This window comes from Verrucomicrobiota bacterium, from assembly GCA_016200005.1.
GTDB lineage: Bacteria > Verrucomicrobiota > Verrucomicrobiia > Limisphaerales > PALSA-1396 > PALSA-1396.
Genome location: JACQFP010000004.1, coordinates 1 through 25,902 on the forward strand (window position 1 = coordinate 1; position 25,902 = coordinate 25,902).

General features: G+C 56.6%; 27 protein-coding genes. 23 read left to right on the plus strand and 4 right to left on the minus strand.

Annotation, left to right across the window (positions count from 1 at the left end; all coding sequences use genetic code 11):
- The first annotated feature begins 301 nt into the window (after positions 1–301).
- Positions 302–481 carry a hypothetical protein gene (locus HY298_01065; GenBank protein MBI3848870.1) on the plus strand — a complete coding sequence of 60 codons (180 nt, stop codon included), beginning with the start codon at positions 302–304 and terminating at the stop codon, positions 479–481.
- Positions 482–582: 101 nt separating this feature from the next.
- A complete protein-coding gene (locus HY298_01070) occupies positions 583–906 on the plus strand; it encodes a hypothetical protein (protein MBI3848871.1) in 324 nt (107 codons plus the stop codon).
- Positions 907–2,444: 1,538 nt separating this feature from the next.
- Here HY298_01070 and HY298_01075 read toward each other — a convergent pair.
- The gene (locus HY298_01075; GenBank protein ID MBI3848872.1) at positions 2,445–2,612 is read right to left on the minus strand and encodes a hypothetical protein; all 168 of its coding nucleotides are present in this window, start codon (positions 2,610–2,612) and stop codon (positions 2,445–2,447) included.
- Positions 2,613–2,761: 149 nt separating this feature from the next.
- Between HY298_01075 and HY298_01080 the strand changes: the two genes are divergently transcribed.
- Positions 2,762–3,133, plus strand: coding sequence for a hypothetical protein (locus HY298_01080; protein MBI3848873.1), 372 nt, complete (start codon positions 2,762–2,764; stop codon positions 3,131–3,133).
- A gap of 315 nt (positions 3,134–3,448) precedes the next feature.
- Complete coding sequence (locus HY298_01085; protein ID MBI3848874.1) at positions 3,449–4,273, plus strand: hypothetical protein; 825 nt, start codon at positions 3,449–3,451, stop codon at positions 4,271–4,273.
- 42 nt (positions 4,274–4,315) lie between these two features.
- Here the strand turns inward: HY298_01085 and HY298_01090 are convergent, their stop codons facing one another.
- Positions 4,316–6,286 carry an APC family permease gene (locus HY298_01090; GenBank protein ID MBI3848875.1) on the minus strand — a complete coding sequence of 657 codons (1,971 nt, stop codon included), beginning with the start codon at positions 6,284–6,286 and terminating at the stop codon, positions 4,316–4,318.
- A gap of 385 nt (positions 6,287–6,671) precedes the next feature.
- Here HY298_01090 and HY298_01095 point away from each other — a divergent pair, with 385 nt between their 5' ends.
- The 3 genes from HY298_01095 to HY298_01105 all read left to right on the plus strand — a co-directional run bounded on the left by HY298_01095 (position 6,672) and on the right by HY298_01105 (position 9,957).
- A complete protein-coding gene (locus HY298_01095; GenBank protein ID MBI3848876.1) occupies positions 6,672–8,063 on the plus strand; it encodes a twin-arginine translocation signal domain-containing protein in 1,392 nt (463 codons plus the stop codon).
- Positions 8,064–8,159: 96 nt separating this feature from the next.
- Complete coding sequence (locus HY298_01100; GenBank protein MBI3848877.1) at positions 8,160–9,254, plus strand: exo-alpha-sialidase; 1,095 nt, start codon at positions 8,160–8,162, stop codon at positions 9,252–9,254.
- A gap of 13 nt (positions 9,255–9,267) precedes the next feature.
- The gene (locus tag HY298_01105) at positions 9,268–9,957 is read left to right on the plus strand and encodes an RraA family protein (protein ID MBI3848878.1); all 690 of its coding nucleotides are present in this window, start codon (positions 9,268–9,270) and stop codon (positions 9,955–9,957) included.
- A 12-nt stretch (positions 9,958–9,969) separates the two neighbouring features.
- Here the strand turns inward: HY298_01105 and HY298_01110 are convergent, their stop codons facing one another.
- Positions 9,970–10,932 (minus strand): polysaccharide deacetylase family protein, encoded by a 963-nt coding sequence (locus HY298_01110; protein ID MBI3848879.1) that lies wholly within the window; start codon positions 10,930–10,932, stop codon positions 9,970–9,972.
- Between the two features lie 546 nt (positions 10,933–11,478).
- On the opposite strand from HY298_01110, the gene HY298_01115 reads away from it, so the two are divergent.
- From HY298_01115 to HY298_01185, 15 genes are all read left to right on the plus strand, one after another.
- A complete protein-coding gene (locus HY298_01115; GenBank protein MBI3848880.1) occupies positions 11,479–11,901 on the plus strand; it encodes an Hsp20/alpha crystallin family protein in 423 nt (140 codons plus the stop codon).
- A gap of 54 nt (positions 11,902–11,955) precedes the next feature.
- Positions 11,956–14,358, plus strand: a complete 2,403-nt coding sequence (gene lon / locus HY298_01120) for an endopeptidase La (protein ID MBI3848881.1) — start codon at positions 11,956–11,958, stop codon at positions 14,356–14,358.
- Entirely contained in the window at positions 14,355–15,107 is a 753-nt protein-coding gene (locus tag HY298_01125; protein ID MBI3848882.1) for an outer membrane lipoprotein-sorting protein, read from the plus strand. The genes lon and HY298_01125 overlap by 4 nt, the downstream gene beginning before the upstream one ends.
- A gap of 58 nt (positions 15,108–15,165) precedes the next feature.
- Positions 15,166–15,744 (plus strand): RNA polymerase sigma factor, encoded by a 579-nt coding sequence (locus tag HY298_01130; protein MBI3848883.1) that lies wholly within the window; start codon positions 15,166–15,168, stop codon positions 15,742–15,744.
- Positions 15,745–15,992: 248 nt separating this feature from the next.
- A complete protein-coding gene (locus HY298_01135; GenBank protein ID MBI3848884.1) occupies positions 15,993–16,655 on the plus strand; it encodes a rhomboid family intramembrane serine protease in 663 nt (220 codons plus the stop codon).
- 167 nt (positions 16,656–16,822) lie between these two features.
- Positions 16,823–17,566: a radical SAM protein gene (locus HY298_01140; protein MBI3848885.1), complete on the plus strand. Its 744-nt coding sequence runs from the start codon at positions 16,823–16,825 to the stop codon at positions 17,564–17,566.
- Positions 17,563–17,805, plus strand: a complete 243-nt coding sequence (locus HY298_01145; GenBank protein ID MBI3848886.1) for a hypothetical protein — start codon at positions 17,563–17,565, stop codon at positions 17,803–17,805. Before HY298_01140 ends, HY298_01145 begins: the two co-directional genes overlap by 4 nt.
- Positions 17,802–19,355 carry an AAA family ATPase gene (locus tag HY298_01150; GenBank protein ID MBI3848887.1) on the plus strand — a complete coding sequence of 518 codons (1,554 nt, stop codon included), beginning with the start codon at positions 17,802–17,804 and terminating at the stop codon, positions 19,353–19,355. Before HY298_01145 ends, HY298_01150 begins: the two co-directional genes overlap by 4 nt.
- A 38-nt stretch (positions 19,356–19,393) precedes the next feature.
- On the plus strand, positions 19,394–19,714 hold the full coding sequence (locus HY298_01155) for a hypothetical protein (GenBank protein MBI3848888.1): 321 nt from the start codon (positions 19,394–19,396) through the stop codon (positions 19,712–19,714).
- Positions 19,711–20,187 carry a hypothetical protein gene (locus tag HY298_01160; GenBank protein ID MBI3848889.1) on the plus strand — a complete coding sequence of 159 codons (477 nt, stop codon included), beginning with the start codon at positions 19,711–19,713 and terminating at the stop codon, positions 20,185–20,187. The genes HY298_01155 and HY298_01160 overlap by 4 nt, the downstream gene beginning before the upstream one ends.
- A gap of 26 nt (positions 20,188–20,213) precedes the next feature.
- Positions 20,214–20,414, plus strand: coding sequence for a DUF2997 domain-containing protein (locus HY298_01165; GenBank protein ID MBI3848890.1), 201 nt, complete (start codon positions 20,214–20,216; stop codon positions 20,412–20,414).
- A gap of 266 nt (positions 20,415–20,680) precedes the next feature.
- Positions 20,681–21,322 carry a hypothetical protein gene (locus HY298_01170; protein MBI3848891.1) on the plus strand — a complete coding sequence of 214 codons (642 nt, stop codon included), beginning with the start codon at positions 20,681–20,683 and terminating at the stop codon, positions 21,320–21,322.
- The gene (locus HY298_01175; GenBank protein ID MBI3848892.1) at positions 21,319–22,092 is read left to right on the plus strand and encodes a tetratricopeptide repeat protein; all 774 of its coding nucleotides are present in this window, start codon (positions 21,319–21,321) and stop codon (positions 22,090–22,092) included. Before HY298_01170 ends, HY298_01175 begins: the two co-directional genes overlap by 4 nt.
- Positions 22,089–23,168 carry a PilT/PilU family type 4a pilus ATPase gene (locus HY298_01180; protein ID MBI3848893.1) on the plus strand — a complete coding sequence of 360 codons (1,080 nt, stop codon included), beginning with the start codon at positions 22,089–22,091 and terminating at the stop codon, positions 23,166–23,168. Before HY298_01175 ends, HY298_01180 begins: the two co-directional genes overlap by 4 nt.
- A gap of 124 nt (positions 23,169–23,292) precedes the next feature.
- Positions 23,293–24,483: a tetratricopeptide repeat protein gene (locus HY298_01185; GenBank protein MBI3848894.1), complete on the plus strand. Its 1,191-nt coding sequence runs from the start codon at positions 23,293–23,295 to the stop codon at positions 24,481–24,483.
- On the opposite strand, the gene HY298_01190 is transcribed toward HY298_01185, so the two are convergent.
- Positions 24,480–24,860 (minus strand): DUF3568 family protein, encoded by a 381-nt coding sequence (locus tag HY298_01190; protein MBI3848895.1) that lies wholly within the window; start codon positions 24,858–24,860, stop codon positions 24,480–24,482. The two genes, HY298_01185 and HY298_01190, sit on opposite strands and share 4 nt — an antisense overlap.
- A gap of 153 nt (positions 24,861–25,013) precedes the next feature.
- Between HY298_01190 and larE the strand changes: the two genes are divergently transcribed.
- Positions 25,014–25,871, plus strand: coding sequence for an ATP-dependent sacrificial sulfur transferase LarE (larE, locus tag HY298_01195; GenBank protein ID MBI3848896.1), 858 nt, complete (start codon positions 25,014–25,016; stop codon positions 25,869–25,871).
- Positions 25,872–25,902: the final 31 nt, after the last annotated feature.

Sequence of the window (25,902 nt, forward strand, 5' to 3'; positions counted from 1 at the left end):
GGCTCACGGAGTATGTAGGTCTTCATGGTGTCTGTTCGTTCGGTCATTTCGGTTGTCTGGGGCGCGAGTCCCACAACTTGTGGCTCGGCTTCCCGATTCACCTCGGGTCGCAACCCACGCTTACTCCGGAGAGCAGACACCACTCTCGCTCCCAGCGAAAGCCATACTGACTAGGCGTCATCGAACGCTCGCATCCACTATGAACCTCAAGCATCTACTGGCTGCCACGGCAGCGTGGCTATTTCTACCGTGGCTAGCACACGCGCAGTCTCAGGGAAGCGCTGCAGACGAGTCGCCTTTCATGAAGATCGTTTACACCTTCTTGCCGCTTCTCATTCTAGGCGCATTCATCTACTTGGGCATTCGCTGGGCGCAGAGCGGGCCACGCGCGCGTCGAACGGAGCAGCACATGGAGCGGGTCGAGCAGTCGCTGGAGCGCATTGCCAAGGCCGTCGAGAGAAAGGACAAAGACGGCGGCTAACAAGGTCACTGGACCGAACGCGGGCGGGCCGCGTCAGTCTCCAATTCGGACGCAACTGGCCGCCCGCGTCGGTCAGTTCTATCGTTAGGTGTGCGACGCCCATGAAAAAAACCTGCATCTGGGGAGCGACGATTTATTGCGTCACCACATTGTTAACGCAGCTTGCGTGTTCCAGTCTGCACGGCGGAGAGAGTCTCATCGGGTTATTGCTTTTGGTCCCTTGGGTCGCAGTGTTTGCGCTCCCAAATATGTTCTGCCATTTCCTTGGCTGGCAGTGGCGTCTCGGGGAATACGGCAACATCACGTCAGAGATGGTTTTGACGGCGTTGGCATTCAACGCTGTCTTGGGAGCATTACTCGGCGCAGCGCTTTGGAAAGGCTGGCAGTTGGCCAAAAGATTGTTTAGAAGAGATGAGCACACCTAATCACCAAAGGATGGGAAGGACCGGAGCGCGGAGGGGGCGTGGCCTTGCTGTGTGAGATGATCGCGCGGAGCGTCCTTGCCATCCGTTGTTGAACCCGCCCGTCGCAAGTTCGTGAGGCCGTCTCCTTGCCTTTTGCTTTTCCCGTCGTTCCCCGTCGGTTCCGTGCGCCGGGGCACGCCCCCCCGGCGAGACTGATCATCCCGATGTCCGTCCGCACTTTCCGCCGCGCTTCCGGGTCCTGGGCGCGTCGTCGTTGGCCGTCGCGGCGGCGGCCGCCGTGACGTTTTGCGCGTCGCGACAACACCGCCCCGTTGGTGCGCCGGCGTGACTTTCGCACGGCGCCCTCAACGCTCCACTTTCAACTCTCAACTCTCAACCTCCGTCACCCTCAGGGCGGCTTGCGCGCCACCGTCCCGATCAGCCTCATCGTCTGCCCGCAGCCCGGACATTTCGGCGGCGGCACGGCGGGAGCGTGGCGGCGGGGAGGGGGATGGGATTGGGTGTGCGCTTTTGCGGCTCGACAGTTTTTGGCTCACGGAGTATGTAGGTCTTCATGGTGTCTGTTCGTTCGGTCATTTCGGTTGTCTGGGGCGCGAGTCCCACAACTTGTGGCTCGGCTTCCCGATTCACCTCGGGTCGCAACCCGAGCGTTATGCAGTTCTATTGGACACGCAAATCCTTTCCCGAGTTGAGGGACTTGGAAGCATCGCGGCGCACGGCTGCGTGGCGAGCGTGTTGTCTCCAGCCGTTTCGTCGTTGGCAGACGTGGGCGGCATTCTTTAGTCAGTTTGCCATCCTACTTGCCGGTGCATTTGTTGGTCTGGTGATTGACGGTCAGACTTGGCTTTTGTCTGGGGGTTCTCCGCCCGCTATCGAGACCATGCGGTTTCCAGCCGCCACAGTCGGATTGATGCTGGTAGCAGGCGTTGTGAGCACGGTATTGTTCGGCCAGGTCTATTCGCACATGATCCGTCCATATTTGAAGAGCTATGTGGAGACACACCAAACCGCTAATCACCAAAGGATGGGAAGGACCGGAGCGCGGAGGGGAGTCTGAACTTTTGTTTGAGGTAGTCGCGCGGAGCGTCCTTTCCATCCGGCCTGCCCCGTGGGAAAGCCTGCGCTGATTCTCAGGACACGGGAAACTGGTTCTACAAACTGTGCTGTCGTACACACCGGTGAGTTTTCCCACGGGGTAAATTGAACCCGCCCCGTAAAAGCCTGCGGCCGGCTCACGGGGCAGGCCCGTCGAAGGTTCGTGAAGTCCTCCTGCTTGCCTTTTGCTTTTCGTTCCGGTCTCTGCCGCCACTCCGTGAGGCGGGCAGTGCCCTGCCGCCCTGAGCGCGCCTGGCCCGGAGGGCCGGACTTCCCGGCTCGGTTTTGCGTCCGTTGCGCGGCGCCGCTCGCGGCCACGGGCGCTCTGGCGGCTCGGTTTGCGTCAACGGGAGCACAGCCCGTCGGTCCGCGCCCCGCCGCTTCGCATTCCGGGCGCCCGTTCCGCTCAACCCTCAACTTTGAACCCTCAACTCGCCGCGCCCTCACGGCGGCTTGCGCGCCACCGAGCCGATCAACCTCATCGTCTGCCCGCAGCCCGGACATTTCGGCGGCGGCACGGCGGGAGCGTGGCGGCGGGGAGGGGGGATGGGATTGGGTTGGCGTTTTTGCGGCTCGACAGTTTTAGGGTCACGCAGTATGTAGGTCTTCATGGTGTTTGTGTTCCTTTCATTGGTTGTCTGGGGCGCAAGTCCCACAACTTGTGGCTCGGCACCGCTCACGCGGCGCAACCCACGCTTACACCGGAGAGCAGACACCGCTTTCGCCCACAGCGAAAGCCATACTGACTAGGCGGCATCGTATGAACGCACGTAAACTTTGGTCACGCATGCTGATCATGGTAGGCAGTATCGCCATGCTGGTCGGCGCTCTTGATCCGCTGGAGGGATCGCTGGTTATTCTTCCCGGCAGCGGCGTCGTGACGCTCGGCACATTCCTAAGCAACAGTGGACGCGGGTTGCGCATTTACTGGATATGGATTTTCATCCTGATAGCCGCCGGGGTGGGGGCGATGTTTGTGTTGAGCGCGTGCGGAGGTATTGGCGGACGTAGTGGACATTCAATGTGGTGGGGACTCCTGATTCTGCCTTATCCCATTGGCTGGATCATGGGTATGGTCAGCCTCTTGTTCGGGCTGATCAGAAGCGTTCGGCACCGCCATGCCGCTTCCTAGTCAAAGGATTGAAAGGACCGGAGGGGAACAATCCACTGTGCGTCACTCCCCTCCTGGGAAGGGCTGGGAGTCAAGGCGCCTTTGCTTGAATTACCTTCTTTCCGGTTTGATTCGCGGATTTAAGTGACTGGCTCAGTCATTCAACTCGTCGCTGGCGCTCCAGCAAGTGCGGGGCGTCGTCCGGATTAAAGCCACCTGGACAAGGCGTGAGCCTTCTCATCGCCCTGACAATGGCCGGGGACAGTGATTAAAAAATTCGCGCAACCATTGGCTTTTCGTAAGTAGTTTGGTAGAGTGGCTACAAGGCAAGTATTCATGAGACAGAATTACTTTCGACAAGCGCGCGTTGGTTGGGTGGCTTTGCTCGTGTTGAGCGGAGGCGTCGCGTCGTTGTTGCACGGCAAAACGCCGCTCACGGCCGACGAAGTGATGCAAAAGGCGGTGGAGCGCGCGCGCTGGTCTGCCTCGCAGCCCGCCCGACCCAATTACACCTACACGAAGATCACGCTGACCGAGGAACTCGATGCCACGGGCAAGGTCAAGGATCGCACGGAGAGATTCTACGAAGGCGTGTTCGACGCCGGACTGACCTACTTGCGACTCGTCAAAGTCAACGGCAAGGTATTGCCGGCGAGCGAACTGAAAAAACAGGAGCAACGCGAACTCAAAGACCGTGAAACCCTCGCGCAACGCAAAACCGTCAAGGGCGGCGATGATCGCGAAAACTTTCTCACGGCGGAATTGATCGCCAAATACAAGTTCGCCATTGTGGATCGTCAGCCGATCAACGGACGACCGACATACGTTCTGACGTATCAACCAAGGCCGGGCCTGCCTTTGAAACACGTCGCCGACCGGCTGCTGAACCAATTGGCCGGCAAACTCTGGATTGACGAACAGGAGTTCGAAATCGCCAAGATCGAAGTCCATCTGCAATCCGAGGTGACGTTGTGGGGCGGTCTGCTCGCGTCGCTGAAACGCTTTACGTTCACGCTTACACGTGTTCGGCTGGAAGACGGCGTCTGGTTCAACACGGTGTCCAACGGCGATTTCGAAGGCCGCAAACTGCTGGACAACACGCATGTTCGGACGCAGTCCGAATCAACCAACTTCCGCAGGATCGATCGGTGGCGCGGGTGAGAAGTTGTTTGCCTCAAGCCCGCAGTATTGCTACGTGGGAATTCAAACGCGTATCGGCAGAATCACAAACGGCAGACCCAACAGGAACAGCCGCCGTTGCAACGCGAAAATCGTGTGGTTGTGCAACCAGCGTGAAGACAGTGTTTCGCGCTCGAACAACAATTGGCCGCCGAAGAACACTGCGTTGGGGAACTGCGCGATGATGGTCGATGCGAGTTTTGCAATTTCTTCGACGACATCAGGGCCAACCGCCGTGAATGCCATTGCGTCGTGGCCTTTCGCGCCCACGTAGTTTGCGTAGCGGTCACATTCAGTGCGAATGTGCGTCTTTAACCGGTCAATGTCCGCCGCGCCTTTGAAGTTTCCCGCGTCCACGACGCCCACCTGGACAAAAACGAAATTCTTAAACGCGCCGCCGAAAAGCCGGACAGCGTTCAAGACCGTGTGCAATCCCAAGCCGTTGAATCCGTTCACGAAGAGCACCGCCGTCTTCGCCTTTGGATCGCAGGTGTGCTTCGGGTTGGTTGCTTTTTTTGCAGATAACTCCTCAGCTTCTGGAAGGATGGCATCCAGCCGCCGCAATTGCGCCAACACGCCCGCGTAGTGACGCTTGATGGCGAAGGCTGCCGCAACCAACAAGCCGGTCGCCAGCAAGGTTATCCAACCGCCTTGATGAAATTTCACCACGGTCAGGGAAATCAGAATAGACCCGGTCAACAGCACACCAATGCCGTTGATCGCCATTTTCTTTTTCCAGGCCACTTCGACGCGGCGTTCCTTCCACCAATGCCGCACCATGCCGAGTTGCGAGAGCGAAAACGTGATGAAGACGTTGATGCTGTAGAGCACGATGAGCAAGGCCACCGAGCCGCGCGTCAACACCATCATCACGAGCGCCGCCGCGCCGATGAGCAGCACGCCGTTCTGGGTGACGAATCGGTCGCTCAAGTTGGCAAACCGCGTGGGAAACCAACGGTCGAGCGCCATGTTCGCCAGCACGCGCGGGCCGTCGAGAAAACCTGCCTGCGCCGCGATGAACAACAAAGCTGCTTCCGATGCCAGCGTCACCAGCACGAAGCCAAATCCGGTTGCGCCTGGCCAGCCTTGCGTCAACTGCTCGAACAACACGGCATTCAGTGTCTTGTCTTTTTGCGGCTCGACGCCCATCAGAAGGTAACAGAGCAGCAAGCCCGCCACGGTGATGGCGAGTGAAGCGCCCATGTAACGCATCGTCCGTCTTCCGGTTTCGACGCGCGGTTCGCGCAGAATCGGCAGGCCGTTGCTGACCGCCTCGATGCCGGTGTAAGTGCCCGCGCCCATGCTGTAAGCCTTCAACAACAAAGCCAGCATTCCGAGCCAGCCGAATTGCGAAGTGGCAGCGTGCACTTCAGATACCGTTGAACTGGCCGCGCCAACCACGCCGGTGAAATGAGTCACCAGCACGTAAAGGAACACGAAGGCGTGCGTGGCGATAAACACGAAAAACACCGGCACCCAAAGGAGCACCGATTCTTTCACGCCCCGCAGATTGAGCAGCGTGAGAAACGCCACGCCCGCGATGACGAACGGCAGTTTCCAGGCTTGCGGCGCGGGCGGCAGGATGCTGAACAACGCGTCGCCGCTGCTTGCAACGGAAATGGTGACCGTCAGCACGTAGTCAATCAGCAGCGCGCAACCCGACACCACACCGGCCGCGGGCGAAAGCAACTTGCTCGCGACGAGATAGCCACCGCCGCCCGTTGGAAACAGCTCGATGATTTGCGAATAACTCGCGCAAATTGCCACGATGGTTACCACCGCTGCAAGCGCGACAAACAAACTTAAATGCGGGAAAGCGCCCAGCGCTTTGAACGCTTCCTCCGGACCATAACACGATGACGAAAGTCCGTCCGCTCCCAGCCCGACCCACGCGAAGAGTGCGATGAGTGAGATTTTGTGAAACAGTTTCTGATCCGAAAGCTCGCGCGATTTGCCGATGAACACCGTTTTCAACCAACCCAAGATTTTGTTCATAATGAACGCCAAAATGCCGTCACGCGCAGACGGAATCTGCGGAACGACCTGGTTTTGATTTGGGGATCACGGGTGCCGCGCTTGCGGGCCTGGAGGATCGCCCTTCCAGATGCCGACGAGGTTAGCTGACGGGCTTGGTCCTGAAAGTGACCTTGGCGATGATCGCTCACCGCCGTTCGCCCCGTCCTCAAATTGTGTTCGAGGAGTTTGGTTCCCCCGTATCAGCCCGCAGGAAGGCAGGCCGACTTAGGCTGCTATAACTACGCCACCAGTTTGCCTGAGCCGGCTGGATTGTCAATCGGGCGATGGAGGGCCAAATAAAGGCGGCGATTTCGTGTTTCATTTTGAGTTCGATCAATGTTAGTGAATCGCCATGACGAATCGGATGCTGCCGCGACGCAAGTTTCTTAGACTGTCCGCTGCCAGCGCGGGTGTGATGGCTTTGGGTCTGCAAGGATGTCAGTCATTTTCAAGCAACCGAAATAGTTTTCGTCTAGCGACGTTCAGCGCGGATGTCACACCACCAATGGGGCATCCGCTGATGGGTGGAGGCATCGCGCCGGCGCAGAAGGTTGACGATCCGCTGTCGGCGCGCGGAATTGTTCTGCTCGGCACGGGCAAACCACTGGTGCTGGTGTCGGTGGAGTGGTGTGAAATTCGCAACGACGCGTACGAGCGTTGGCGCACGGTATTGGCAGACACGGCGCAGACCGAAAAGGAGCGCGTGCTGGTGACCTGCGTTCATGTCCACGATGCGCCAATCGCTGATCTGGAAGCCGAGCGAATTTTGCGAGGACAAAAAGCTGCCGGGAGCATTTGCGATCCGGATTTTCATGAACGAGCAGTGCAGCGCGTGGCGGCGGCGTTGCGGGAAAGTCTTCGGTCAGCGCGGCGGGTCACGCATTTTGGCATCGGCCAAGCGAAAGTTGAACGGGTGGCCTCCAACCGGCGCTTCTTGGACGCCAACGGGAAGATTTCCTTCAGCCGCACGAGTTCCACGCGCGATCCAAGGGCGCATGAACAAGCGGAAGGCACCATTGATCCCTGGCTCAAGACGTTGAGCTTCTGGAACGACGATCAACCAGTGGCAGCGTTGAACTTTTACGCCACACACCCGATGAGCTATTACGGCAAAGGCGGCGTTTCGGATGATTTCGTCGGGTTGGCGCGACGACGGCGACAAGCGGATGACCCGAATGTTTTCCAAATTTACACCTCTGGCTGCAGCGGCAACGTCACCGCCGGCAAATATAACGACGGTTCGCCGGAAAATCGCCCGGCGCTTGCGGATCGCATCTACCAGGCAATGACGGCGGCATGGAAGGACACCAGACGATATCCACTCAAACAAGTGAACTTTCGCATCATTCCGTTGAAATTGGCACCGCGCAACGATTCGACCTTCACCGTCGAGGGTCTCACCAAAAGATTGACGACCGACTCCAGACCGTTCGGCCAATGTCTGGCTGCGCTGGGGTTGAGCTGGCGGAAACGCGCTGATGCCGGACACAAGATTGATGTACCGGTGATCGATTTAGGCCGTGCAGAGTTGGTGTTGCTGCCCGCGGAATCGTATGTCGAATTTCAATTGCTCGCGCAACGACTGCGGCCCGATTCGTTTGTGTGCGTGGCCGGCTACGGCGAGTGCGCGCCGGGTTACATTCCCATTGAGCGCGCGTGGGCGGAAAACGACACCAACCTTGGTGATTGGTGCTGGGTTGCACCCGGCGCGGAACGGGCAATGACGATGGCACTCGAAACGGCTTTGAGAAAATAGATGAGTCACGACCCGCGAAGATCCATCGTTTTCCCATTCACAAAAAAATCGACTATCGTTGAGCATCGGTCTTTACTATCCATGATCAATGACACTATGAAAAACATTCGCGATAAATTTGTGCTGGCGCTCGGGCTTTTCCTCACGACGTTGCTTTCAACCGGTTTCGCAGACGGAGGAATTCAACTCGAGCGCATCTTTGGGCCGGAAGTGAAGACCGGGCCTTACAAGCATCCGGCGCGCATGACGCAATTCCAGAATGGCGACTTCTATCTCGTTTATTATGGCGGCGAAGGCGAATATGCCAACGACACGGCGGTCTTTGGGTCGCGCTTGAAAAAAGGCGGCACCAAATGGACATCGCCGCGCGTCATCGCCAAAGACCCGTTCCGCTCACTCGGAAACGGAGTCATCTGGCAATCGCCGGACGGATTGGTCTGGTTGTTCTACGTCGTCCGCTTCGGCGAAACCTGGTCGAGTTCCCGCGTGCAGGCAAAAGTTTCCAAGGACAACGCCGAGACCTGGTCGGATGCGTTCCCGCTGCATCTTGAGGAAGGCATGATGGTCTGCAACAAACCGATCGTGCTGAACAACGGAAATTATCTGCTGCCGCTTTATCACGAGACAGGAGCCGACAAGGAGAAAACCGGGGCGGACAGCACGGGATTGTTTTTACGGTTCGACGTGAAAAAGAAACAGTGGAACGAGACGGGACGCATCCGCTCGGCGACCGGCAACATTCAACCCGTTCCAGTGCAATTCACCGATGATTACCTCGTGGCCTATTGCCGGCGCGGCGGAAATTTTGAACCGACCACGAATGGATATCTCGTTCGCGCCGAGTCGCACGATGGTGGACAGACCTGGAGCGAAGGGAAGAATTGTCAGTTCCTCAATCCCAACTCGTCTGTCGATTTTATCAAACTCAAAAACGGTCACTTGTTGCTTGTTTACAACGACAGCATGAACGAACGCACACCGCTTACGGCCGCCATCTCCACGGACAACGACAAGAGTTATCCTTACCGACGCAACATCGCCGTGGGACCGTATGACTACGCGTATCCCATGGCCACGCAGGCGCAAGATGGAAAGATTCACGTCATCTATACTTCCCATGAGCGGACGGTCGTCAACCGTGCCGTGTTCGACGAAGAATGGGTGATCGAAGGCAACAAAACCAAAAAATGAAAGCGAGCAAGTCGTGAGCGCAACTTCAAAAGCAGACACTGGAATTATTGAAAAACTCAAGGCTGTCGATAGCCCCACGCTTTCCAACGCGATTGAACGGTTGAAGCTGCGGCCCAAGGCCGAGGGTTTCACGCCGCTACAAATCCGCTGTCTCTTCCCGGAGTTTGGCCGCATGTGCGGCTACGCCGTCACGGCGCATGTGGAAACCGTCACGTCGATGCATCCAACGCAAGAAAGCACATTTCTCGAACTGTTCCGAGCGGTTGCGGATTCGTCCAAGCCGGCGGTCGTTGCGTTTCAGGAGATTGGCGGGCACGGCGATTACGCGGCGCATTGCGGCGAGGTGATGGCGACCATTTTCACGAGGCTCGGCGCGGTGGGGCTGGTCAGCGATTGCGGAGTGCGCGATGTGCCGGAGGTCCGGGCGTTGCGCTTTCACTACTTTTCGCGTGGCGCGGTTGTCAGCCATGCGAGCTTCCGGATTGTCCGGGTTAGCGTGCCGATCCAGATCGAAGGTCTGGCGATTCAGCCCGGCGATCTGCTGCATGGCGACGAAAATGGGCTGTTAAAAATTCCGCTGGCGGCACTCGACAATTTGCTGGAGGCAGTCGAAGAGGTGCGGACGAAGGAACGCAAGTTGATGGATTCGGTGAAGGCTCCGGGTTTTTCCGTGGAGCAACTCAAAGGCCGATTCATCGAGTGACCAACCACCCAGCTACTCCAGCGGCGCGGCCTTCTTGCGGCGCTCCTTCAATTCTTTCCACGTCGTCAAAATGATTCCGCGTTCCTGGATGAGTTTCTTGACGTCCGGATCGGTGAGCACCTTTGCGTCGGCCAGGCGCGCCTGACTGGAAGAGGTGATCAAGGGAAAATCCTCCGTGGGAATGGAGGCGTGAAAGAGAATCTCCGTCACACCCGGCTTCAACTCCCTGAGCAGCGCGAGGAATTTTTCCTTTTTCTCGTCTGGCTTCCAATCGTATGAGCCGGTATGGAGATCATCGAGCACGGGCAAACCAGCGTTCCAGATTTTCGGAATCCACTCGCGCAGCTTTCCGGCCGCTTGTGGGTTCTCCTTTAACGAGTAAGTAGCGTGGCCGCCGATGGCCAGAATCGGAATTCCTTTTTCCATGCCCACCTTGGCGAAGCGCTCAAAATAATCGAGTCGCGCAAACAGTGTGCCCATGTGCGAATCCAGGTGCGTGATGGGAACACCAAGGTGTTCGGCGCGATCAATCTGCGCGCGGATTTCCGCTTCGATCTCGTCAGGCGAAGCATGGCTGGCGACGTCCGCAACCCCGTGCCACAGGCAACCCTCCGGATCCACGAGGCCGGGCACTTTCGGTTTGCCGGCCAGCGGCGGCCAGCGATACAGACTCCATTCCGACGTGAGCGTGAGGTGAAGGCCGCTGTCCACCTCGGGATGTTGCTTGAGATATTTGGCGATCTCCGGCACCCAGGGGCAGGGCATCATGACGCTCCACGACGTTGCCACTCCCTTCTCCGTCGTCTCGATGGCGCCAAGGTTGGATGAATGCGACATCCCCACATCATCCACATGCAAGATGAGCACGATGTCGTTCGGCTTCCAGCCCAGCCGTTCAGCAAAAGTTTTTTCCGCATGAGTGGAGGGAGTAAGAAAGGGAGAGAGCAACATGGCCATCAGCGCAAAACGGTTCATAACAAGTTCCTGTTTCAATAATCCCGCGGTTTGGACGGCCATCACCATCTCCCCGTTTCCACATTCGTTTCAAGATAAAACGGGAGAGAATCATTTTGCACCGTGGCCAATTCAGAAATCGGTTCTAAAGCCAGCCAGCCAGCGAGCTTGAACGTTGTTGATCCATCTGCCTCCACCTACGGATTGGCCAAGCGGGATTCACGGTTGGTTGCAGGGTTTGGCGGCGGATGGTGGCGGAAAGTTTGCAAAATGAAACTTGTTGCGCCGGGGCGTAATCAGGCTATCTTGCCCCTATGGATTGGCAGCAGATAGTCGCATTGAGCATTGTGGGAATCACGGCGACGATTTTTCTTTGGATCAGATTTCGTCCGCGTCGGTTTGATTTCCAGCGGGACACCCACTGCGGCTGCTCGTCGGTCGGTCAGTCGTCACCTCAAAGCTCCATCGTTTTTCACGCGCGCAAGGGTGAGCGCCCGCAAATAGTGGTAAAAATGAAATAAGAGCGCGCTTGCGCAACTCGCGTTGCTGCGATACTTTTTCCCTAACATGGCCATGTGTAAAGTCAGTTCGTCGGTGCATTTCGTGAAGCGCTCATTGGTTGCCGCCGGTCGTGAAGTTTCCGCCAAGGGGCATTGGGTGCCCAACACCGATGTCTATGTGACGGATGACGGGCTGGTGATCAAGGTGGAACTGGCCGGGATGCGCAGTGACGACCTCGAAATCACTGTGGAGGGCAATCGCCTGCGGATTTGCGGTCAACGACCGGACGGGTGTCGCACGGCCAAATGCAGTTTTTTGGTCATGGAGATCAACTACGGCCCGTTTGAAAGTGTGATTGAACTGCCAGCGGGCTACGATCTGGGCCTGGCCAAGGCGGCTTACTTAAATGGTTTCCTTCGCATCGATGTTCCGGTGATGGCGCGACCGGAGTCGAAAAAAGTCAAGGTGTCCACCGCCGAGGTGAAATAAACTTTGCTGAACTTTTTGACTGGCTGGGGCATCTAATGTCAAATGGGCAAGACGATGACCTCACCCGACACCGAATTCATCAGTATCTTGGGGGTTAACTCCGGTGAAGCCGGCGCACCCGCGTCCCGCATATCATCGCGTTCGTTGCCCGAAGTGCTTCCCATTCTGGGTTTGTCGGACATTGTGATTTTGCCCGGCATGGTAGCACCGCTGCTGGTGGAGACGACTCAGAGCATTCGCCTGATAGACGACGTGGTGGAAGGCGACCGGTTGCTGGGCGTGGTGCTACAACGGCGACCGGAAGTTGAGAACCCGTCGCCCGAAGACATGTGGGAGCATGGCTGCTCGGCGCGCGTGTTGAAGATGCTCAAGTTTCCCGACAACACGGTGCGGGTGCTGATCGAGGGACTGTGGCGGATTCGCATCAAGGAATACGAGAGCCAGACGCCTTATTTGCGGGGGCGGATCGAGGTGTTGAAGGATGTCACAGACGGATCCATCGAGCTGTCTGCGTTGGTTCGCAACACCCAGCAACAGTTCCAGGAAGTCATCAAACTATCTCCGTCGTTGCCCGACCAGGTCAAAATCGCCGCGCTGAACACTGAAGACCCCGGCCACCTGTCGGATTTGATCGCCGCCAACCTGAACCTCAGCCTGGAGGATCGGCAGAAATTGTTGGAAACGGTTTCCGTCAAGGAACGCCTCGTCCGCCTTCAGCCACTGCTCAATCACGAACTCGAAGTCCTGAACTTGAGCTCCAAGATTCAAAGCGACGTTGTCAGTTCGCTCTCCAAGAACCAGCGCGACTTTTTCCTGCGGGAGCAGATGCGTGTCATCCAGCGCGAACTCGGCGAAGGTGATCCCAACGCCAGCGAGATCGAAACCTTGCGCGTGGAGATCGAGCAGAACCAACTCCCGGAAGAAGCCAAAAAAGTTGCGTTGAAGGAACTGGAGCGACTCAAGCAGATGTCGCCGGCCGTGGCGGAATATGGCGTAACCCGGCATTACCTCGACTGGATTGTCAGCCTGCCCTGGGGGAAGTTGACCGAGGATAAACTCGACCTGGCTGCGGCGGCCCGGATTCTGAACGAGCAACATTTCGGATTGGAAAAGGTCAAGGACCGCCTCCTGGAATTTCTTGCCGTCATCAAACTCAAGAAGCAACTCAAAGGCCCGATTCTCTGCCTGGTCGGCCCGCCGGGTGTGGGCAAAACTTCCCTCGGCAAAAGTGTGGCCGATGCCTTGGGACGAAAGTTCGCGCGCATATCGCTGGGCGGCATGCGCGACGAAGCAGAGATTCGCGGACATCGCCGCACCTATGTTGGCGCGTTGCCGGGGCGGATCATCCAGACGTTGAAACGTGTGGAAAGTCGCAACCCGGTGATTCTGCTCGATGAGATTGACAAGGTGGGATCTGATTTTCGCGGCGACCCAGCTTCCGCCCTGTTGGAAGTGCTCGACCCGGAGCAGAACAACACCTTTACGGATCATTACCTGGATTTGCCGTTTGATTTGTCGCGCGTGTTGTTCATCACCACGGCCAACTGGCTGGAGCCGATTCATCCCGCGTTGCGCGATCGATTGGAGGTCATCGAACTGCCAAGCTACACTGAGTCCGAGAAACTGCAGATTGCCAAACGCTTTCTCGCGCCCCGTCAACTCGGCGAGCACGGGCTGACCGGCAAACTCGTCAAGCTGCCGGACTCGACCTTGCGCCACTTGATCCAGGATTACACGCGGGAGGCTGGTGTGCGGCAGTTGGAGCGGGAGATTGCCGCATTGACCCGCAAAGCGGCGCGAAAAATCGTCAGCCGCAATGGACAATCCAAACCGCTCACCATCAAAGCGGAATCGTTGAAGGATTATTTGGGGCCGACGCGTTTTGTTTCCGAAATCGCGGAAACCATCACGGAATACGGCATTGCCACGGGTCTGGCATGGACTCCGGTCTGCGGCGAGATTCTGTTCATCGAAGCGACCCGTATGCCCGGCAAAGGCAATCTGCTGTTGACCGGTTCGCTGGGTGAAGTGATGAAGGAAAGCGCGCAGACGGCGCTGAGTTATTTGCGCAGCCAGACGCGGATGCTGGGCCTCGACCTGAAGGACTACAGCAAATACGACATGCACATTCACGTGCCGGCCGGCGCCACGCCGAAAGACGGACCGAGCGCGGGCGTGACCATCGTGGTGGCGCTCGCTTCACTGTTGATGAAACGCCGGGTGCGATCGGACATGGCCATGACCGGTGAGATCAGTTTGCGCGGGCGCGTGCTGCGCGTCGGCGGCATCAAGGAGAAGGTGCTGGCGGCGGCGCGCTCCGGTCTGAAACACGTCATTCTGCCGGACCAGAACCGAAATGATTGGAGCGAAGTGCCGTTGGAAGTGCGGAAGAAAATGAAGGCGCATTTCGTTCGCCACATTTCCGAACTGGTCCCGTTGGCCTTGCGTGCCAAATGATTTCACCTTCGCTGCCAACCACGCTGGCTGCGGCGCTGGTGTATCTTGGAGCGTTGTCGTGGGCTGGCGCCGAACCATCGAAGGCTGAGATTGAAGGCCGCGCATTGGTTTCGGACCTGCTGGCGCAGAAGCCGGTGGAGAATTCCGAGTGGCGCGGCATTTTGAAAATCCGCGGCCGCGACCGTCAAACCACTACCATTCCGATTACCGGGCGGATCATCGTGGAGGAGAACGGTTGGAAAGTAGTTTATGCCACCAGTGCCACCAACAAGATCGGGGCTGAAATGTTGACTGTTGTGCGTTCAACGAACGCGGCGAACCAATACTTGTATGCGAAAGCGGCGGCGGATTCCGCTCTCGGCGCTCCGCGGCAACTGCCCGGCCAAGAAGCGAACCTAGCGCTGGCCGGATCTGATTTCTGGCTGACTGATCTGGGCCTCGAATTCTTTCAATGGCCCGTGCAACGCCTGTTGAAAAAGGAATTGCGTCGCGGCCAATCGTGCGACGTTTTGGAAAGCGTCAACCCGCATCCGACCACCAACGGATATGTCCGCGTGGTTTCGTGGATCGACATCGACACGGGCGGCATCGTCCACGCCGAGGCTTACGATCAGGGAAAAAAGCTGCTTAAGGAATTTGATCCCAAAGAATTCAAGAAGGTGAACGGCCGCTGGGAATTGCAGGAGATGGAAATCCGCAACGTGAAGACCGGCTCGCGCACGCGGCTGGAGTTTGATTTGGCAAAGTAGGCGCAAGTTTGTCAAGGAGTGGGCGTGACAACTGGGCAACAGTCCTGTCAAATGGGTAATGGAATTACCTGTTTGCATGGGCGAAAGCGTTGAACCAAGTCTTGCCGCCTCTGGCGATCAATCCGTTTGCGATTCGTCAGAGTGGGCCACGGTTTACGAAGAACATTCCCAAGCAGTTTATTATCTTGCCTTGCGAATGTTGGGCGATCCGACACAGGCCGAGGACGCCACCCACGACGTTTTTCTTAAAGCCTTCCGGAAACTTGACCAGTTTCGCGGTGACTCCGGGGTGCGAACCTGGCTGTATCGGATCACCATCAATCATTGTCGCAATTTGTTGCGGAGCTGGCATCAACGCCACATGGTCAACAATGTGGACGACATTTTCCTGAATGGCACGACCGCCAATCCGGACAATCCGTTGCGCGTTCTGGAAACCAAGGAACTTGGAGAGCGGATCCAAAAAACGCTCGACGCGCTCTCTGAAGAATATCGCCTGCTGCTTTTGTTGATTGCGGACGAAAAAATGAGCTATGAAGAAGTGGCAACTCTCACCGAGCAAAGTGTGGATGCGGTTCGAGGCAAGCTGCACCGCGCTCGAAAGGCCTTTGTGCTACAATTTAGAAAAACCTCCTGAAGTCCCCTTATGAACCCCAAATCATCCAAACTACAGCACCAGGAACAGCAGCAAACAACCGAGCAGCAGGTCGCTCAACATCAGCCAGGGCTCGAGTTTGCTTCCGTTGAGGAAATGCTTCGTTACGACGCGGCACAAGCCGTCCCGCCACCGACGATAGAAGCTCGGTTGAAAAACTCGCTTGCCGGAGAACCCAAACCACCGCGTTCATGGTGGGACCGGTTGTTTGCCCGCCAGTCTCCCGAGCCATGAACATGTTCCTTCAGCAATGTGGATCGTTATTCCCCCGGAGTGTGCGTCCGTTGCTCGCCTTTCTGGTGACGGCATATCTTGCCGCGCTTGCAGGAAGATTTTTTGGCATCATTGATTTGCACGCATGGCTGGCGTTGAGTTCGCCGGCATTTTGGAACGGTCACGTCTGGCAGGTAATTACATACCCCGTCCTTCCCGCAGGTTTTCAGGACTTAATTACCAACGTGATCATTTTGAACCTGCTGGCCGCGGGCCTCGAAACTGTTTGGACGGCGCGTCAGCTTTGGACGTTTAGTCTCATCGCTGCCCTAAGCGCTGGTCTGGGCAAAGCCCTGCTGTTGCCCTATAGCCTGACGTCGCTGATGGGGTTGAGCGGAGTCATATTCGGTCTGTTGGTTGCCTGCGGGCGACAACGTGCTTCTGTCGCAACGCTGCTCACGGGTCTGCGCGCGATGTCAGTTGGACAGATGTTGCTGATCATTTCGGTGCTGGGATTTCTGCTTAACATTCTGCGGCGGCCGGGCGAGCAGCTGGATTACCTCCCTCTGCTGTGCGGCGGGATTACGGGCTGGCTCTATCCTCTACGCCAGTGGAAAAGCAAAGGAATCGAACCGGAGTTGCCAGTGACATCAGCTCGCATTGGCAAGCTGGAACTATGATGAACGTTGAACCAAAGCAGCGGAGCGCAGAATTCAGTCCGCTTCGGAGTAGTTCGTTCCCACGAGGCGGACTGAAGTCCGCGCCCCGTTCTCAACTCGCCAGAGAAAGGGCGGCAGCCGCCCGCGCCGCGCTCGCTGATTGCCATTTGTGTGCGCATCATTGTGGCGTGAATCGATTGGCTGGCGAACTGGGACTCTGCCGCGCCGGCGCCGAAGCACGGGTGTTCTCGGCCCAAGTCGAAGTTTCGGATGAATTGGAACTCATTCCGACGTTCGCGATTGCATTGAGTGGTTGCGATCTACGCTGTTCCTTTTGCATCACCGGCGCATCGAGTTGGAATCCTCGCGCCGGAGAAATTCTCGACGCGACTGCGTTTGCAGCCAAAGCCGAAGCAGCGCTGGCTGGCGGAGCGCGCACGGTCATGATTCTTGGTGGTGAACCGACCATCCACCTTCCGGCTGCGCTGGAAATCGTGGCGGCTTTGCCGGATACAGCGAAACTGGTCTGGAAAACCAACGCTCACGGTTCGGCTCAAGCGCGCGAGTTGCTCGATGGGATGTTCGATGTGTGGCTTGCCGACTACAAATTTGGCAACGATTCATGCGCCCAGCGACTGGCCGGCATCCCCGACTACACAAATACTGTTCAGGAAAACCTGCGATGGGCCAGCCAGCAGAGTGACTTGATCGTTCGCCATCTTGTTATGCCTGGCCATATCGATTGTTGCTGGAAGCCGGTGGCTGTGTGGCTGGCAAACGAATTTCCGCAAATCAAAGTGAATCTGCGCTCGGGTTTCTGGCCTGGCTGGAAATCAGCCAAGCACGCTGAGTTGCGCGGAACAACTTCCCAATTGGATAGCGACCGGGCATGGGAGATAGCTCGTGAACACGAGTTACACTTAATCGAATGAACAGCAAAAAAGTTATGAGCGCCAAACAGCAGGTAGAGTTGACCACTGAGTTGCTGATCATGCCCGACGGGAAAGTCCTGGCTCATAATCTAACCCCAGCAATGGCGGCTGTGCTTAGTGAATTGAATCCTACAGACGAAGCGATTAAACAGAGAATCATCACCCATGTCGGTTCAGAAACTAAGAAATTACTCCCTGAGCACTGGCATTCTCCCGCTCACAAAATTTCTGACCAATGAATCTCCAACAAGAAATCGAAACGCTCATCCGCGCCCGCTATCCGATTCTTTACATCATCTCAAGTGAAGAAACGCGCGTGCAGAACATGGTGGTGGAGATTGCGCGGCAACGTCAGAAGAAAGTGTTTGAGTGGAGTTACAGTGTCGGCATCGTGCCCGCTGGCACTTCCATTCAATCGCAGAAACATCGCAACGCCGCCACCAAGGACCCGCTCGCCGCACTGGATCAGGTCATCGAGCAGGTCGAGCCGGCGATCTTCATATTCAAGGATTTTCACCCGTTCCTGACCAAAAATAATTTCGCGATCATTCGCAAATTGAAGGAGATTGCGTTGCACCTGAAGAACAGTTTCAAGACCATCATCCTCGTTTCTCCGGCCCTCGAAATCCCAACCGAATTGGAAAAGGAAATCACCGTGCTTAACTTTCCTTTGCCGAACCGCGATGACCTGGCCGCGTTGCTGGATAAGATCGTGGATGAAGTGAAGCAGTTCAAGCAGGTGAAAATTGATTTGGACGAGGCTGGACGCGAGCGGTTGTTGCAGGCGGCGCTCGGTTTGACGCTCGGCGAGGCGGAAAACGTTTTTGCCAAGATAATCGTCAAGGACGAGCGATTGAGTGGTGAAGACGTCAATGAGGTTTTTGCCGAGAAACAACAAATCATTCGCAAGAGCGGGCTGTTGGAGTATTACGCGACAACCGAAACATTTTCGCAAGTGGGCGGTATGAGCGTTCTCAAGGACTGGTTGCAAAAACGCGCCAGTTCGTTCACTGACCAGGCACGCGCATTTGGTTTGCCCGCGCCCAAAGGAATCTTGCTGCTCGGCGTGCAAGGTTGCGGCAAAAGCCTGTGCGCAAAGGCCGTTTCCAGTTTATGGCAACAACCGTTGCTGCGCTTCGACATGGGCCGGATGTTCGGCAGTCTGGTGGGTTCGTCCGAAGAAAACGTCCGCAAAGCCATTTCCGTGGCGGAATCGGTAGCGCCTGCGATACTTTGGGTGGACGAAATCGACAAGGCATTCGCTGGTTCGCAAGGATCGGGCGCGACCGATGGCGGCACGACGGCGCGTGTCTTTGGCACGTTTCTGACCTGGCTCTCAGAGAAAACAGCGCCGGTTTTTGTGGTCGCCACGGCCAATGATATTTCCCAACTGCCGCCGGAGTTGATGCGCAAAGGCCGTCTGGACGAAATCTTTTTCGTTGATCTGCCGTCGGAATCTGAACGTGAAGAGATCTTCCGCATTCACATCACCAAGCGTGGTCGGGAACCGAAGAATTTTGATCTCAAGGCGCTCGTGGATGCGAGCAAGGATTTCAGCGGCGCGGAGGTCGAGGAGGCGATCATCAGCGCGCTTTACGACGCCTTTTACGCCCAACAAGAACTCGCCACGGATCACATTCTGGAGGCGTTGCGCCAGACCGTGCCGCTGGCCAAAACGATGGACGAGCAGATCAATCGATTGCGAACCTGGACCGAAGGACGAGCGCGTAATGCCAGTGTGGTGCGGGCGCTTGCTGGGGACAACGCGCGGCGCCGGATGGAGTTGTGATTTTTTGTTGAGTCGCGCGATTCAATACTGCAGCCAATATGGATTCGCCGTGGAGCAAATTGTACGATCCTTCTAAGGACCGGCGCTACGGGGCGCTCTTCTTGTCGTGTCTGTTGGGGGGCCTCGGCTTGCTGATTCTGGCAGCCATTTTCTTAAAGGCGGTCATGGATTCTGAACTTCAAGGCTATGTCCTGCCGGCGCTGCCGTTAGTCGGGTTGTTGTCCGTTGTATGGGCTTTTCTGGCGTTTCGCAGCGCGCGACAGCGTCAGCGGGAGCGTGACAAATATCCACCCTTGTCGCGTGACGAATTGCGCGTAGCCCGGTCAAAACTGTTGAAAGATCGAAAGGAACAATCATGAGCGCAGTATGCATTTTAGCTCCAGTCGTGATCGCTGCCTGGCCTGCGTTTAGCGCGGCGGTCGTGGCGGCGGCGGCTTCCATGGGCTACGTGGTGGCGGAAGAAACGGCCGCCCAAATGGCTCGATGCGGCCAGCAACAAAAATCCACGAATCGCGTGGATCTGGAAATTGACCAGAGCGAACTGGTAACCGGGCAACTCGGAAGAGACCAACACATTTCTGTTTCCCGTGATGGAGTGACCGTGACTTTTTCCCGCGATGCCCGAGGCAAGGCGGCGTTGTGTGTCACCGGCGAGGGGCACAGCGCGGAAGCGTTGAAAGCGATGGGGGAGGAATTAAGTCAGAGAGTTGTGCAAAAATATGTTTATCAGCGTTTGATGGATGAAATGGTGGCGCGGCAATTTCATGTCGTCGTCGAGGAAACCGATGCGAATCAGGCGATCCATCTTAGAATTCGTCACTGGCAGAACTAAATGCAGCGAACAGCGCTCAGGCATCTATGCCGCAAAGAGAATATGAAATAACCATCGGGCCGGATGGCAAAGTGGAGTTGAACATTCATGGCTACAAGGGGAAAGGCTGCCTCGATGCCGTCAAAATGTTCGAGCAGATCATTGGGTCAGTTGAGTCGCAACGTGCGACCAGCGAATTTTACGAACCGGAGGAGCAGGTGCAATATCGAGTGGATCAACGACATTAGCCATCTGGCCCAGGGCGGCGTCACGGCCAGAAGAAGATATGAGCAACTTCCCGTCATGTTACTATCCTCCTCGTGCCCGGTGGTACAGTCCCGTGTTTTATCTGGGGGATGCCGTGCGTCGTCGGTTGCACCTGGAACAGTTGCACCCTCCGCCGGGAATCAGATGGCCCGTTTTCTTTGTGGGTCTGGCGTTGCCCGGGTTTTCCTTTTGGGCGTCCGGACGGAAGATTTTGGGTCAAGTCGCCATGGGTTTTTACGTCCTCACGATGTTAATCTTCCTCATCTGGCTCGGTTACCCAATCGCCAATGTTGTCTTTGGGTTGATGATCTCACTGCATGTCAGCAGCATCATTTTTCTTTCGAACCATTGGCTGTCGGAACTGAACGTGGTTCGTCGGCTCGTGATTTCTCTGGCGATTTTGTTTGTCGTAAGTCGGTTGATTTACATTCCGGCCCTCGACTTGATGGAGAAATATTTGGCCATGCCTTTGCAAATGCGTGACCGGGTGGTGGTAGCCAGCACGATGCTTGGAAGCAAATCAATCAAGCGAGGTGACTGGGTGGCTTACCATTTTACCGGGGGCAGCGGTCACGGTGTTAAAATTCGCGATGGTTATGGGCTTGATCCGGTGCTCGGCATCTCAGGCGACCAGGTCCGCTTTGGCCCCACTCACTTTGAAGTGAACGGGAAGACGTTTACGCGGTTGGCTCACATGCCGGCTAAAGGTGAAATGGTTGTGCCGGGAAAACAGTGGTTTATCTGGCCGAGTTTGGATACCGTAACGCAACGTAATGTTGCAGAAGAGAGCGTTTCCGAAGCTGTGCTGGATTCAGCCTTAATCTCGAACGAACAGATTATCGGTAAACCTTTCCGTCATTGGTTTTGGCGGCGACAATTCGTGCCATGAGTCGATTCGTCAATCTTGAGTTTGATGACCAGTTTGAGGACCGCTCTGACGCCAGCGAGGTCGTCAAGGACGAGGCTTATTATTTCTCACAAGGGCAGGCGGCGTTTGAGAACGGTCAATTTGAACAAGCCCTGCGTTTATTCGCCAAGGTGCTCGAACACAATCCGCAGAACGCTGCCGCCTGGACCGGTCAAGTTCGGATGTTGATCGAACTCGGTGAATTTCGGGAAGCCAAACTCTGGGCTGATAAGGCGCTGGAACGTTTTCCTGTCGAGCCTGAACTGCTCGCCGCCAAAGCCGTAGCGCTCGGCCGCAGCGGCGACCTTCAAGCTGCTTTGGCTTTTTCCGACGCGTCCATCGAAGAGCGCGGCGACACGCCCTACATCTGGCTGGCGCGCGGGGATGTCCTGTTGGCGCGCGAGGAGAAGCGCGCGACCTATTGTTTCGAGAAGGCACATCTCCTGTCGCCCGACAATTGGTTTTATGCCTGGCTGACTTCGCGGATTTATTTCTTCTATCAAAAATTTTCCCTGGCCTTCAAATTTGCCCAGCAGGCCTTGACGCTGGATTCGGGTCAGGGTGCCATCTGGCTGCAAGTGGGACAATGTCAAATGGCCCTGGGACTGGTCGATCCCGCCAGAAATTCTTTTGAACAAGCGCGGCAATTGAATCACAATTCGCTGGAAGTGAATGAGGCGTTGGTGCGACTTTCAAAAATTGGCTTGTGGTCGAAGCTGCGCCGGCAGGGGCGTCAACTCTTTTCCCAATGAGCAAATCAAAATTGGAGTGCTTGTTGGCTGCTGCCAGTGAAAATTGCGCTTCCGACCTTCACCTCATTGCCGGCGTGCCTCCCGCGTTCCGGGTAAACGGAGAAATCATCCTGGCTGACGAAGATGTGCTTCATCCCGGCGAAATCACGGAGATGGTCGCAAGCCTGTTGAGTGCCGTGCAACAGGAGAAGTTCGAGCGGGATTGGGAACTGTGCGTTTCCCTGCTGCACAGCGCCGCGGGCCGGGTCCGGGTGACCTTTTACAAGCGCAACGGGCGTCCGGAAATGAGCCTGCGCTTTTGCGGCGACCGTATTGCCTCTCGCGAGGAACTGGGTCTGCCCGCCAAGATCGATGATTTGGCGCGCAAGCCCAACGGCTTGGTCTTGATCACCGGCCCAACTGGGGCAGGAAAAACCACCACACTGAATTATCTCGTCGATCTGATCAATCGCGAGCGCCGCTGTAAAATCATCACAATCGAGGACCCCATCGAGTTCGTGCACGAGAACCGACGGGCGATCATCGTCCAGCAGGAAGTGCTCACGGACACGCATTCCTTCAATCGCGCGCTGATCCACGTTCTGCGACAGGATCCGGACGTAATTGTCGTCGGGGAGATGCGGGACCACGAAGCCATTTCCACGGCGTTGACGGCGGCGGAGACGGGGCATCTCGTGATGGCCACGATGCATTCACCCAATGTGTCACATGCCTTGGAACGCATCATCGGTGTTTTTGAAGGCAGCGCCCAGAAGCAGATTGTTTTGCAACTGGCCAACGCGCTGCAAGGTGTGATTGCTCAGGATTTGTTGTCTTCAGCCGACCGTTCCCGGCGTGTGCTGGCGTACGAACTTTTGCTCGCGAACGCCGCCGTGCGAAACTTGATTCGCGAGAGCAACCTCCACCAATTGGAGAATACCATTCAAACCGGCGGCAAGGAAGGAATGGTGCTGATGGATAATTGTCTGCATGACCTTTATTGCCGGTGTCAGATCAGCTACGACACGGCGCTGAGTCGTGCGCGTCATCCCGACCATATCACACGGCTCGTCAAATCGGGCGAAACGAACGATTGATTCGTCGCTCGCCGATCCGGCTTAAAAGCCAACGGCAGGAGCTGAAGTTTAAGTTCGCCAACATCGGCGAATGATTTCTTGCAGTGAGTCGGGAATTAACCGAGCTTCAAGCTGAAGCCTGACCATGAGCCAGACCTACGAAATCATTCGTGGAACGCTGATCCTGCTGGTTGTTCTGGCGGTGACGGGATGGATTTTGTTTCGCTGGTTGAAACGCAGCAAAGATGAGCCGGGCGTCTTGATCGTCAAGTGGATCGTCACCATTCCACTGGTGGTGCTCGCCTTGTTGTCGGTTAAACTCTTTTCGGTTGTGGGACCGTTCGTCATCGTCTTTTGCGCAATTATCCTGTCCTTCATGTGGACGCCGAATCTTGCCTCAGCGTTGGTCAAGCCGCTCACCAGCGCGATTGATGGCGGCGACGAAGAACCTGAACCGCGCCCATTTTATTCCATCGCCCGCGCCCAGCGAATGAAGGGCAACTATGCCGAGGCGCTGGCCGAAGTCCGCAAGCAACTGGACAAGTTCCCGGATGATTACGAAGGCACGCTGTTGCTGGCGGAATTACAGGCCGAGAATCTCAACGATCTGCCCGGCGCGGAAATGACCATTCAACGCTGGTGCAACGAGCCAGACCATCCGCCCTTGCAGATTGCCGCCGCGTTGAACCAGCTCGCGGACCTGCATTTGAAACTGGCCCAGGACCGTGAGGCGGCGCGGCTGGCCTTGGAAAAAATCACCGTGTTATTTCCCCACACGGAAATGGCGTTGAAGGCAGCGCAGCGCATTGCGCATCCCGGTGACGACCGGATGCTCCTGGGCCGCCATGACCGGCAAAGATTCGCGGTTCGCAAAGGTGTCGAGAACGTCGGGTTGTTGGAGAATTCCAGACACTTGAAACCCGCTGAAATGGATCCGGGAACACAGGCTGCGAACTACGTGAAGCATTTGACGGAACATCCGCTGGACAGTGAGGCGCGGGAAAAGCTGGCGTCGATTTACGCCGATCATTATCAGCGCCTCGACCTCGCCGCCGATCAACTGGAACAGTTGATTCAGCAACCCAACCAGCCGGCCAGACAAGTCGTGCATTGGTTGAATCTGCTCGCTGATTTGCAGATCAAGCACGCCAGCGATCTGGCTGGAGCACAGCAAACTTTGCAGAGGATCATCGAACAATACCCCGGTCTGGCGGCGGCGGAAAAGGCGCAACGGCGGCTGGACACTTTAAAGCTGGAACTTAAGGCAAACGAAAAAAGCCAGGCGGTCACGCTTGGCTCTTACGAACAAAACATTGGGTTGAAGCAGCGCAGTTAACGCAACTTCAACGCGATCTGTTTCTCCATTTCGTGGGCGAGATCAATATCCGCAGCGCCGCCTTTCGCCCGGGCCTGAACGATGACGTGGGTCACTTTTTCATCGATCTTATCGACGCGCACCCAGACCGTGCGGGTGTTCACCTTGGCTTCGAGTGAATTGTTGATCGTGTTCTCCCCCGTCAGCACGCCGTTGAAAGCGAGCACTTCTTTGGCAGCGGCAAAGACTTGGGCCAAGGGCCTCTCATAACTGCCTTCAATTTTGTCTTTAACAAACGGCACACCGGGATTCCTCCGTCCGTCCACAGTGTTGACGCAGCCAGCAATCAGGAACGCCAGCCCGCAGACGGCCAATAGCGCAAAATTTTTTGTTTTCATTTGCGCTATGCAATCACAATCGCAGTTTGCGTCAAGCACTAAGAACCTCGCCGACGCCCAGGAATTTCCTCCCGATGAAACCGGCGAACCCGGAGCGGGTGCATCGTCATCCTGCTCGACAAGTTTTGCGGTTGATGGCATTTTGGAAGGGCAATGGAAAAACTGGAACAACTGCGCGCTCTGCTCCGCTCTTACGGCTCGTGCCTTGTCGCTTACTCCGGTGGCGTCGATTCCGTCTTCCTGGCTTACGTGACTCGCGAGGTTTTGGGCAATCGTTCGCTGGCGGCCATTGCGGATTCGCCGAGTCTGCCGCGGCGCGAATTGGAGGAAGCGCTGGCCATCGCGGAACAATTTGAGATTCCGGTGCGCGTGGTGCACACGCAGGAATTCGAGAACCCCGATTACCTCGCCAACCCGAACAACCGTTGTTACTTTTGCAAACACGAATTATTCACCGAGCTGGAACCACTGGCGCGGCAGGAAGGTTTCGCGGTGATTGCTTACGGAGAAAACGCAAGTGATGTCGGCGACTTTCGTCCCGGCGCGCAGGCCGCGAAGGAATTTCAAGTGTGCGCGCCGCTCAAAGAAGTTGGTTTGACCAAAGCCGAGATTCGCGAGCTGTCGGCGCAGCTTTGCCTGCCGACGGCGGACAAGCCGCAGATGGCCTGCCTCAGTTCACGCATTCCGCACGGCGAAGCGGTGACGCCGGAGAAGCTGAGGATGGTGGAAGTGGCGGAAAATGTGTTGAAGGATTTGGGGTTTTACGATGTGCGGGTGAGGCATCATGAGTTGAAATCCGAAATCCGAAATCCGAAATCCGAAATTCTTCTGCACTTGGCGCGGATTGAAGTGGGTCCGCAGGAGATCCCGAAATTGTTGGCGAACGAATCGTTCACGCGCGTGGCCGAGGCGCTGAAGAAAATCGGCTATGCGCATGTGACGCTGGATTTGCAGGGCTATCGGCGCGGAAGTTTGAATAATCCGAGTGCGTCTCTGGCCAGTCAATTGTGACATCAGCGCGCGAGACGCGCAGCAAGGCGTT